Consider the following 8294-nt stretch of genomic DNA (forward strand, 5'->3'; position numbering starts at 1 on the left):
AGCGGTAGTTCAGTCGGTTAGAATACCGGCCTGTCACGCCGGGGGTCGCGGGTTCGAGTCCCGTCCGCTGCGCCATACATAGCTTCGAGGCCCTTGAACTCCTTGAAGCGAAAGAAAGCGACCTTAACGGGTCGCTTTTTTTTTGCCTGATTTTTATGTTCAGGTGTGACGCCCTCGCGGCTGAAGTCCTCCGGGAAATGCCGTCCGTTGATTGAAATGCATATCATGTGGGCGTAGGGGTATCCATGGCGTCACTATCTTTGGCCGCAACCATCGGACCTGTAGGAGCTCACCGAGGTTACGAGGCCAGCGATAGCGGTTTGTCTGACACTCTGCCATCGCTGGCCTCGTAACCTCGGTGAGCTCCTACAGGAATGGGTTCAGCCTGCAAAATGCATTGTGTTTGATAGGTCTTTGTTTACTGCGAGACAGTGCCGCTCCTACGGCCTATTTATCGGCACGCAAACCCTCGAGCAACGCCTCCCAGCTGCCAAACAGCGCATTTGAGCTGATCAGGCGTCTTTGCTTGCCAGCCCCGAGCACAAGCGCAGGAACGCCGCTCGTGCCCATCTGACCCATTAACGCCTGCGCTACCTTGACCCGCTCACGGGAATGACTCGGTAACCCATCATCCTGCGCAAGCAACAGGCTGGCAGCCTCGCTCAGTCCCATGCCCGTGAGAATGCGAGCAAGAACCTCAAGGTCGGTGATATCCAGCCCCCCAACATAGCGGCCGTGTTGTATGCCTGCCAATGCCTCCAGTTCGCGCGACGGCACCGTCATCGCCACCGCGCTGAGCGCCCGGGTTGCAGGCCCGGAGTCGAAACGACGGGTGTGATCCCCAAGTATGTGGCGTTGGTAAGCCTCGCTGAAAGGCTGTCCGGTCAGCGTGCCGATTCGCAGGTCATTGGACCAGGCATAATCTGCAAAGCCTGGGTCCATCACCCGCGAGTTTTTATCCGCGAACAAGCCGGTAGGGGAAAGCGTGATGCTGAACTCGTCCAGCGCATCAAGGCGCTGTATCACTGACGAGGCTCCATAGCACCAACCGCATAGTGGATCGAAGAGGTAAGTGACGCTGACGGCTTCACTCACCACTTCATTTCACCTTTGGCCACTTTCGCGCTCAGCACCAGCGAAGAATCATCCGCCAGTTTCGGGTAATGCGCCTTCATCGCGGCGATCAGTGCGGCAGAGTCTTTGGCCTTGGCCGTTTCGGCATCAAAGGTTTTGATATAGCCCGCTGTGAATGTCGGTGATTGCAGAGCGGTTTGCTCGCCCGGCAGGAAGTGGCCCGGCACAATGGTCGCTGGTTTGAGTTTCTCGATTGTCGCCAGGGTCGCCAGCCAGTCCTGATGGGATTTGGCGGTCTGGGTGTCAGCCATCCACACGTGAATGTTGCTGGACAGCACCACGCCGCCTACCACGGCCTTGATCGACGGGATCCAGACGAAGCTGCGGTCGGGTTGTGGGCCGTCGAGGCCAATGACCTGCAGTTTCTGATCTTCCAGCTTCAGTTCGTTACCCTGCAGCACGTCAGGCACGATGACCTTGCCCGGTGCGGCCGCGCCTAGCTTGGGTCCCCAGTAGGCCAGCTTGGCATCCTTGGTTTCGTTGATGTGCGCAACGGTCTGGGCGCTGGCCACAACCTTGGCTTTTGGGTAGGCGGAGGTGATGGTTTGCAGGCCGAAGTAGTAGTCCGGGTCGCCATGGCTGATATAAATCGTGGTCAGGTTTTTACCGCTCTTGCGGATTTTCTCGACGATCTGCTCGGCCTGAGTGTTGGAAAACTGCGCATCCACCAGAACCGCGTCTTTCTCACCTGTCACCAGGACTGATGAGACCGGGAAGATGGCTTCTTCACCCGGGTTATAGACGTCCAGCTTCAATGGCTGTGCAGCCTGGCTTGCGCCCGCAAGGCCGAGCAGGGCGAAGGTGGCTAACAAGCGGCGTGCGGAGAGCGAAATCATGTTTAGTTCCATCGTGGCAGTGATAAGAGTCCGCAGGTTAGTTGAGATTTATGTAGCGAAAAACGCTAGATTGAATGCAAGTTTGTTTCTGAAACCGGTCGAATCATGGATAAATTGGCGGCAATGCAGGCTTTCGTCACCGTCGTGGATTGCGGGAGCCAGACCGCTGCGGCGGACAAACTCGGGATATCGAGGCCCGTCATTTCCAGATTCCTTGCCGAGCTGGAGGACTGGACCGGTGCCCGATTGATGCACCGCACCACGAGACGTCTGAACCTCACCGCGGCAGGGGCTGAAGTGTTGCCTTTATGTCGGCGAATGCTCGATCTGGCCGACGACATGCGTGCAGTGGTCGCCGCGCCAGAGGATGAGCCGAAAGGACTGCTGCGTGTGACAGCCAGTACCTCGTTCGGTCAGGCGCAACTCATGCTCGCGGTGACTGAGTTTGTCGGGCAGTACTCACAAGTCAGTGTGGACATGGTGCTGCTCGACCGCACCGTCAATCTGGTGGATGAGCGCTTGGACCTGGCAATTCGAATCACCAATGAACTGGACCCCAATCTCATCGCTCGCCGGCTGACCACCTGTCGTTCGGTGGTGTGTGCCTCGCCGGATTACCTGAAGCGGCATTCGACGCCCAAGGCCATTGAAGACCTGACACTGCATAACTGCCTGACGCATACCTATCACAGCAGCAGCCTCTGGCACTTCACCCATAAAGGCCTGCCGAAGAGCGTCGCAGTGAAGGGTAATCTCACCAGCAATGATTCGATCACCACGATGCAGGCAGCCTTGTGTGGCGCGGGAGTGGCGCTGTTGCCCACCTACCTGGCTTCGCCGCTGATTCAACAAGGTCAATTAGTTGCGCTGCTGCCGTCGTACCAGCCCATGGAGTTGGGGATTTATGCGGTGTATGCCTCACGCAAGCACATGTCATCAGCCTTGCGCGCCATGCTCGATTTTCTTGCGCAGCGCTTCGGTACTGAGCCTGTCTGGGATCGTATTTAAGCGTGCTGTTCGCGAACGGGCTTCTCTTGATTTTCGATGCGTTTCAGATCTCATTCGAGCCCGGTACACTGGCGTAAGAATACAAAATGCAACGCTGTCTGGCCGGGTAGGGATACTTACAACATGTTCCAATACAAAAAACATATAAGCTTGCTCAATACCGCAGGTGTTTTAATATTTGCGCTCTTAGCCAGTGTCGATAGCGAAGCCAATAATATGCCTACCACAAAAAAACCATTTTATTTCGGCAGGTATACATTTGAGGTGCCTACCGATGGCGCGAATATTTGGTCGGCCTATAAGGTCATTGACACGAAAATACAACTCGTTAGCCATGATGGAAAGCGCGACCTCATTGCGGAGGTTTCCGACAAGATTAAAAAAATAAATATACTCCATGAGTCGGGTGCTGCAGATTATGAGCGAACCGTCGAGCTGGACGGAGGGGGTGCCATTGTTGTGTCCAAATTAACCAATTACGCTATGGATATATTTTATTTGACCAAGGGTAATACGTTATATAAGCAATCTGTAGGGTCTATTTCTTCAGCGGGAATAAACAAAGCTATTGCACTTGCAAGAGAGATCAATACGCTCATTCATGATCGCAACCCGGCTGAGCGCCCTCCAACCGGGACATTCGCCATTGAGGCGGGGTATCTCACTTTACCCCTTGATGAGTTTGAAGAGCAAGTCTCGATCGGATTACCTGTATCATCCATGCCCGGTATTCACTTGACGTTTGATACTCAGCGTATCGGTGAGCCAGAACCGAGCCTTCTGACGCGTTACGAAGAAAGGACGTCGGGTGTCCTGACATCGTTATTGACGAGCGTTCTGTCCAAAACTTCCGTGCTAAGAAAGTCAAAGAAAATAGTAGCCGGATTAAAGTTCGAAGAGTTATTGCTCAAGGCGAAGGTCGAGGGTAGGACAATCTATTCCTTCCGGCTTGAATACCCGGGCACACCGGAGTCCAGCATGGAGCCTTACACGGTCATTGAAATGAGCACACTTGATCGTGGTTTAAGTTTTCAGAGCGATAAAGAGGCATTGCGCTTTTGGGATGAGCTGGTTGCAAGCTTGAAGCGGATATGAAAAGAACGTGGCCGACGCTGCTAGCGGGCTGCCAGAGAAAAGCGGTGTGTGCCCGGTAACTCAGCCGCTTGATAGTGTTATTGAAACGGAGTGCTGAGACGAGTCTCACGCTTTTGGAGTTTGCAAAGTCGTATGTCGCGGGAAGGCTGACATCAGAAATTTTCTCTGAGGCGTATAGCGAGCTTTGGAAAATTGAGCGAGACAGGAACGTTCTTCAGCTGGATGAGCCTTTGTTGAGCGAGTGCTTGTCCAGTATCTTTTGTGTTGCGGATATGTACGAACCAGACAAATCAAGAGAAGCGTATGAACTTGACGATGAGATGCTTAAGGCTGAAGTCGCGAATTTGATAAGAAAATCAAGTTATCTGGAGCGTTCGCGGTAGCAGCTAACAGCGGGTGCTGCTACCGCGATATCTCCTGAATCAAACGATCCTGGTTTACAGCTGGAATTTACTCACTTCACGTTGCAGGCTGCTGGCGAGGGTCTGCAGGCCTCCGCTGGTCTTGAGCAGTTCCTGAACAGACATATTGTTCTGTTCGGCCATTTGCGCCGAGCGTTCAACGTTGCGTGCTACGTCCTGGCTGGCGGCGGTCTGTTCGCGCAATGCGAAGGAAATCTGATCGACCACCTGCAGCACTTTGTTCGAGCTGTCGCGGATCTCGACGATTGCTTGTCCGGCAGTCCCGGCCATTGCTACGCCATCGTTCACTTCCTGCACGCCACCGCGCATGCTTTCAACCGTCTCCCGCACACCCGCCTGAATCTTCTCGATCATGCCAGCGATTTCCTTGGTCGATTTGCCGGTATTTTGTGCCAGCAGGCGCACTTCATCGGCTACCACCGCGAAGCCGCGACCTTGTTCACCTGCACGAGCGGCTTCAATGGCTGCGTTGAGCGCGAGCAGGTTGGTCTGATCGGCAATGCCCTGAATAACGCTGATGATCGATGAAATATGTTCGGAGTGCTGGCCGAGGTCGGCTACTTGTGCCGAAGAGTGCTGCACGGTCCGGGCAATACCGTTCATGCTCGTAAGGGTACCTTCAATGACCTGAGCGCCATCTTTCGACTGCTGACCCGACCGACTGGCGATTTCATGCGCTTCGTTGGCGTTCTCGGACACGTGATGAATGCTGACCGTCAGCTCTTCGATGGTGGCTGCCATTACCGAAGCAGATGTGGATTGTTCCTGCATAGCGCCGGACAGCTGTTGAGATGCACCGGAGATTTGCTGGACTGCGACAACCAATTGGTTAGCGGCCTGGCTGATCTGCTGAATCATCTCGCGCAGGCGGTTCTGCATGCGGTCAAAGGCTTTTGGCAGTTCATCGTGACTGCTGGTATCGATCACAGTGTCCAGCTTGCCGTTGGCGATAGCCGTGGCAGCATCAATTGCCAATTGCAGGCGTTTGGTCGTGCTGCGGCCGAGTATTGAGGCCAGAATCAGTGCGAGTATCGCTGCGCCAATGCCACCGCAGACGAGGACCATGAGCGCAAAATGCTTGGCATCGACCATGTTCTGAGTTCTGGTCACCAACAGCTTGTTTTCCGCGGCGCTGATTTCGGCCAACGTAGCGCGCATGCTGTCCATTTTGGCTTTGTCAGCCCCGGTTGTGATGCGCTTGTCCAGTTCGTCATCGGGCTCATTGCGCGCCGTCAGGTCACGGCGCAGGGCAATGATCGGTTTGACATCTTCTTCAAGCCAGCGCTTCTGAGTATCCCCCAGAGAGGCCAGGCGTCGTTGTTGTTCCGGATTATCGGCGGTCAGGCGTTTAAGCGACTCAAGCTCTTCGCTGAATTTCTTTTCGCCAGCCTGCAAGGGCTCAAGAAAGGCATCCTTCGACGCGATAACGAAGCCGCGCATCCCTGTCTCGATATTGATCAACTGCTCAAGTGCCAGCTGCGCTTCGCTCAGGACCTGATAGGTGTGAACGTTGCTGTTAGTGGCGTCCTCAACTTCTTCAAAACCTCGGTATGCGCTTGTTACCAGAATGGCAATCAGGGCGATGATGGCGAAAAAACTGAAGTAGAGCTTTTGCGAAATGCTGAGTTTATCGAACATGCTGTCGATCCTTGGGTAAAGCCGCTCCATGGCTTTTTAGATGTTGTAATTACCGAGAGCGGATGCTCAACTCGATCACGCCGCAATGAGTGATGGCACAACGATATTCACTAATTGCCTTATCGCCTCTATCTAATGGAACTTTAAAAGGTTCCGTGCCGTTCGTCGGAAGCTCTGGGCCGTGCATTTTGGCTGGCTCGTCAAATATTTTGACGTCGAAAAAACGACGATTTAGAGCAGCGAGCATTGAAAGATTAATCGACGGGTTCAGGCGAAGGCGCGCGACTATTTAGTGCCGCTAATGTGCTCATTCCTGAAGCAGGAGAGTGTTTTAAGGCGCAGTAACTGAATGCAGGAAAAACGTAGATTCTCTGCAGGAAAGCGGTGTACTGCCACGGCGAGTATTTTGTCTATTAATCTGTTTCGTGATCAGAGTTGCACAACTTCAACCGTCACAGACCGCCGCGACTGAAAGGGTGCCAGTAACGAAGGATCATCCAGTTCGTGAGTAATCAGCGTCCAGGGCTGACGCAGCGGGGTCCAGTGTTGCTGGCGCGCGCGTCCGAGCTTGGTGGCGTCGGCCAGTACATAAATGTGGGCGGCGCGGGCGATCATGGTTTCCTTGAGGTAAGCCTGCTCGGCGCTGGCTTCGCACAAGCCCAGTTCGGCCACTACCCCATCAGCACTCAGGAATACCTTATCGGCGCTCAGGTGTTCAAGGGCAGCCTGCGCGGCCACGCCGTAGGTCGACATGCTCGCGCTACGCAAATCACCGCCGAGCACCGTGATGCGCCCCTCGGGGATCAGTGCCAGATCAGCGAGGGCCATCAGGTTGTTGGTGATGACATGCAGGCCGCGACGCTGATTGAGTAGCTGAGCCAGTGCGCTGGTAGTGGTGCCACCTTCAAGGAACAGCGTGTCATGATCCTGAATATGCGCCAAGGCGGCGCGGGCGATAACGGTCTTTTCCTGGCTGTGTTGCTGGCGGCGTTCTTCCACCGAGGTTTCCGGCTCGCGCATGCCGACATGTGCTGCGCCGCCATAGGTGCGAATCACCAGACCTTCTTCAGCCAGCGCGGTGAGATCCCGGCGGACTGTCGCTTCCGACACGCCCAACCGGGCGCACAGTTCATCGACGTTCGACTTTCCTGAAAGGACCAGTTCCAGTATCGATTGACGGCGATTTGCGACTTTCATGAACAGCCTTGGTAGTGAGCGAGGAAAGAGGGGTTATCACATTAAACAGCGGTGCAATGCAACCGCAGAACCGGCGAGTCTATAGCGAGGCGCCGCCGCAGATCACCAGACTTTGCCCGGTGATGGCGCCTGCGTCCGGTCCGAGCAAGAACGCCGCCATGCCAGCGACTTCAGACGGCTGCACGAAGCGGCCAATCGGCGGTTTGTTGGGCGGCGTGCCGCTGCGGGCCGGGTCCAGCAACATGGGGGTTTCAGTCGCGCCGGGGGCGATCAGGTTGGCGGTGATTCCGTTGGGTGCCAGTTCCATGGCCCAGGAGCGCACCATTCCTTGCAACGCGGCCTTGGTTGCCGCGTACTGGCTGCGTCCATGGGCACCTTGCATGGTGCGGCTTCCGATCATCACGATCCTTGCGCCGGGGCGCAGTCTGCCATGCAGGGTGTTGACCAGATGGCTGGCCGCCGCGACGTGAACCTGCCACATCGCCTGTCCATCGTCCGGGTTCAACTGCCCCAACGGTGCGGTACGCATGAATCCTGCTGCGTGAACAATGGCATCCAGCGTGTCGATGGGCTGCAAGGCCTGTTCAAGGGCGTGCAAATTGCTCAGGTCACATTCAGTCCAGTGAAAGTGAGGGTGATCGATATCGGCAGGGCGACGACTCAGGCCATGCACACGCCAGCCTTCAGCCAGCAGGCGCTGAGAGATGGCCATGCCGATGCCGGAACTGACGCCGGTCAGTACGGCGGTTTTAGTGGCTCTTGTCATAAAAAGTGCCGCTCCTGTCAAAAAAAATTACGGTCTGATTTGGAGTGCTTTTTTATCTGTAGGAGCGCGCTTGCCCGCGATAGCGTCAGCACAGTCGATAGATTATCGACCTGTCTCTTATAAACATATCCGACCCCACGAGACAGGCAGAAATGTAGGTATAGCGGATCTGGGTTTAAAAAAAATAGAGCGGGGGGG

8 protein-coding genes are annotated in these 8294 nt (G+C 55.2%); 3 read left to right on the forward strand and 5 right to left on the reverse strand.

Annotated features, from left to right (window positions below; genetic code table 11):
* Positions 1-447: 447 nt before the first annotated feature.
* Both RX972_RS28570 and RX972_RS28575 read right to left on the reverse strand, forming a co-directional pair.
* On the reverse strand, positions 448-1098 hold the full coding sequence (locus RX972_RS28570; protein WP_316880607.1) for a DsbA family protein: 651 nt from the start codon (positions 1096-1098) through the stop codon (positions 448-450).
* A complete protein-coding gene (locus RX972_RS28575) occupies positions 1092-1970 on the reverse strand; it encodes an MBL fold metallo-hydrolase (protein WP_316880608.1) in 879 nt (292 codons plus the stop codon). The genes RX972_RS28570 and RX972_RS28575 overlap by 7 nt, the downstream gene beginning before the upstream one ends.
* A 105-nt stretch (positions 1971-2075) precedes the next feature.
* Here RX972_RS28575 and RX972_RS28580 point away from each other — a divergent pair, with 105 nt between their 5' ends.
* The 3 genes from RX972_RS28580 (at position 2076) to RX972_RS28590 (ending at position 4456) form a co-directional block, all read left to right on the forward strand.
* A complete protein-coding gene (locus tag RX972_RS28580; RefSeq protein WP_316880610.1) occupies positions 2076-2978 on the forward strand; it encodes a LysR family transcriptional regulator in 903 nt (300 codons plus the stop codon).
* Positions 2979-3101: 123 nt separating this feature from the next.
* Positions 3102-4073: a T6SS immunity protein Tli4 family protein gene (locus RX972_RS28585; RefSeq protein WP_316880612.1), complete on the forward strand. Its 972-nt coding sequence runs from the start codon at positions 3102-3104 to the stop codon at positions 4071-4073.
* 74 nt (positions 4074-4147) lie between these two features.
* Positions 4148-4456 (forward strand): colicin immunity domain-containing protein, encoded by a 309-nt coding sequence (locus RX972_RS28590; protein WP_316880618.1) that lies wholly within the window; start codon positions 4148-4150, stop codon positions 4454-4456.
* Between the two features lie 54 nt (positions 4457-4510).
* On the opposite strand, the gene RX972_RS28595 is transcribed toward RX972_RS28590, so the two are convergent.
* The 3 genes from RX972_RS28595 to RX972_RS28605 all read right to left on the reverse strand — a co-directional run bounded on the left by RX972_RS28595 (position 4511) and on the right by RX972_RS28605 (position 8096).
* Positions 4511-6133: a methyl-accepting chemotaxis protein gene (locus tag RX972_RS28595; protein WP_231675741.1), complete on the reverse strand. Its 1623-nt coding sequence runs from the start codon at positions 6131-6133 to the stop codon at positions 4511-4513.
* A gap of 429 nt (positions 6134-6562) precedes the next feature.
* Positions 6563-7330 carry a DeoR/GlpR family DNA-binding transcription regulator gene (locus RX972_RS28600; protein WP_027899515.1) on the reverse strand — a complete coding sequence of 256 codons (768 nt, stop codon included), beginning with the start codon at positions 7328-7330 and terminating at the stop codon, positions 6563-6565.
* Positions 7331-7409: 79 nt separating this feature from the next.
* Positions 7410-8096 (reverse strand): SDR family oxidoreductase, encoded by a 687-nt coding sequence (locus tag RX972_RS28605; RefSeq protein WP_316880616.1) that lies wholly within the window; start codon positions 8094-8096, stop codon positions 7410-7412.
* Positions 8097-8294 lie beyond the last annotated feature (198 nt).

The organism is Pseudomonas syringae group sp. J309-1 (assembly GCF_032582135.1).
GTDB lineage: Bacteria > Pseudomonadota > Gammaproteobacteria > Pseudomonadales > Pseudomonadaceae > Aquipseudomonas > Aquipseudomonas quasicaspiana.

Bases quoted from the DNA above. Each gene is read 5' to 3' on its own strand.
- RX972_RS28575 (WP_316880608.1), bottom strand. From the start codon at position 1,970: ATGATTTCGCTCTCCGCACGCCGCTTGTTAGCCACCTTCGCCCTGCTC.
- RX972_RS28580 (WP_316880610.1), top strand. From the start codon at position 2,076: ATGGATAAATTGGCGGCAATGCAGGCTTTCGTCACCGTCGTGGATTGC.
- RX972_RS28585 (WP_316880612.1), top strand. From the start codon at position 3,102: ATGTTCCAATACAAAAAACATATAAGCTTGCTCAATACCGCAGGTGTT.
- RX972_RS28595 (WP_231675741.1), bottom strand. From the start codon at position 6,133: ATGTTCGATAAACTCAGCATTTCGCAAAAGCTCTACTTCAGTTTTTTC.
- RX972_RS28600 (WP_027899515.1), bottom strand. From the start codon at position 7,330: ATGAAAGTCGCAAATCGCCGTCAATCGATACTGGAACTGGTCCTTTCA.
- RX972_RS28605 (WP_316880616.1), bottom strand. From the start codon at position 8,096: ATGACAAGAGCCACTAAAACCGCCGTACTGACCGGCGTCAGTTCCGGC.